At 71.7% G+C, this 1,757-nt stretch carries 3 protein-coding genes; 1 reads left to right on the forward strand and 2 read right to left on the reverse strand.

The genetic code is table 11. The features are described 5' to 3' along the window. Window positions 1-193: hypothetical protein (locus tag ABT008_RS30360; protein WP_350700733.1), on the forward strand; the 193-nt coding region annotated here is incomplete at its 5' end. Window positions 194-299: 106 nt separating this feature from the next. On the opposite strand, the gene ABT008_RS30365 is transcribed toward ABT008_RS30360, so the two are convergent. Together ABT008_RS30365 and ABT008_RS30370 are read right to left on the reverse strand one after the other, a co-directional pair. Continuing rightward, the gene (locus ABT008_RS30365) at window positions 300-485 is read right to left on the reverse strand and encodes a DUF397 domain-containing protein (protein ID WP_350700729.1); all 186 of its coding nucleotides are present in this window, start codon (window positions 483-485) and stop codon (window positions 300-302) included. After that, complete coding sequence (locus ABT008_RS30370; protein ID WP_350700731.1) at window positions 476-1,246, reverse strand: DUF5753 domain-containing protein; 771 nt, start codon at window positions 1,244-1,246, stop codon at window positions 476-478. The genes ABT008_RS30365 and ABT008_RS30370 overlap by 10 nt, the downstream gene beginning before the upstream one ends. Window positions 1,247-1,757: the final 511 nt, after the last annotated feature.

The raw sequence follows: 1,757 nt of genomic DNA on the forward strand, positions 1-1,757 counted from the left end.
GCGACTCGTGCAACTCGCCCTGCGCGGCGGCGGACCGGACAACATCACGGTGATCATCGCGGACGCCACCGACCGGGACATCGTCGCCGCCCCGCCCCGCCGATCATGGAGTTGTGGTCGCGGAAACGCGCCGATCGCCCTGGTTTGTCGCTGCCATATCTCCATGATCGGCGCGCGGGAGGTTGGTGCGTGAAGACCGTGCGGGAAGGCCGTGCGGGAAGGCCGTGCGGGAAGGCCGTGCGGGAAGGCCGTGCGGGAGGTCAGCGCGGGAGGTCGGTGCGGGAAGGCCGTGCGGGGGGTCAGCGCGGGGGTGTGGTGACGAACGTGCGCCAGGCGTCGGGGGTGAAGGTCAGGGTGCCGCCAGCTCGGTCCTTGCTGTCGCGCACCAGGACCCGGCCGGGCAGATTGTCGGCCACCTCGACGCAATCGCCGCCGTTGTTGCTGCTGCGGGTGGCGGTGCGCCAGCGGGCGTCGGTCATGTCCATGTCGTCGCCACTTCCCTGATCAGCTCGATGGACCGGCGGCGGGGTAGCGCCTCACCGGTGACGCTCTCCCATCTCGCGCCCAGGCTAGCAAGGTCGGCACGCTCGGTCACCACCTGACCGCGCAGCTGATTGTCCAGATAGGCAGCTTCGGCGCCGTCCGGCGTCCGGGCCAGCACGAACGGCCCGGCCAGGCCGGTGTGCCACGGGTTCTCCGCCGGGATCACCCGGACCTGCACGTGCTCCCGCTCGCCCAACTCGGCCAGGTGGAGCAGTTGCCCGGCCATCACCGCCCGGTCGCCACCCACCCGCCGCCGCAACACCACCTCGTCGATCACCGCCACCAGTTGCAGCGGCACCTCGCGCTCCAGCACCCGCTGCCGGGCCAGTCGCGCCGCCACGATCTCCTCCACCTGCGCCGGCGCGACCAGGCCGCCGGTCGCCAGCACCGCCCGGGCATACGCCTCCGCCTGGAGCAGACCCGGCACCAGCAGCGGCTGGTACGACCGGAGCGAGCTGGCAATCTGCTCCAGTTGTGCCCACTCCTGGAACCAGGGCATGTCCCGACGGCGGTACGGCTCCGGCCAGAGCTCCTTCGACTGGCGGCCGAGTATGGCGGCGACAGCGGCCCGGGTGCCGGGGTGAGGGGTACGCCCGACGGCCACCCACCGACTTGCCGTCTTCGGGTCGACGCCGACCTTCCCGGCCAACGACTGAGCGGTCTCGCCCTTGTCCGCCATCGCCAACCGCAGTGTCTCGTTCATCTGCCGACCTCCGTCCGCGCGTCACGTTGCGCCGCACGGTAACCACTCTGAGTGGCGCTGTCCGCCCGGTCTCGGCGTGTTGCGGGCGGGACTGTTTCGCGCATCTGAGGTGCGACCGAGATGCCCCTCGAATGCCCTGGACACGCCCCGCCACCCACCTCCGGCACCCACCTCTGCCGCCCACGCCCACCACCCGTCTTCGGCCGCCCGACGTCCGCCTCCGGCGCCCACCTCCGGGTGGGGCGGGTCCGGCGGCCGGGGCACGGGGTGTGCCCGGCGGCGGGGGCGGACGGGGAGGGCCCGGCGGCGGGGGCGGACGGGGGCCCGGCGGCGGCGGGGGCGGACGGGGAGGGCCCGCCGACGCGGCCGTCACCGTGCCCGCACCTGTGAATCTCGGCCACCACCTCGCGAATGTGAATCTTGGACAGTTTCCGTTAGCACGAAACTATTCAGTCTCATGACATCTGTCAGTGTTGAAGTCCCGGTACATGTGTCAGTTGGTAGGGATCTT

Origin of the sequence: Micromonospora sp. NPDC002389, assembly GCF_040296095.1 — a bacterium.
Taxonomy (GTDB): domain Bacteria; phylum Actinomycetota; class Actinomycetes; order Mycobacteriales; family Micromonosporaceae; genus Micromonospora.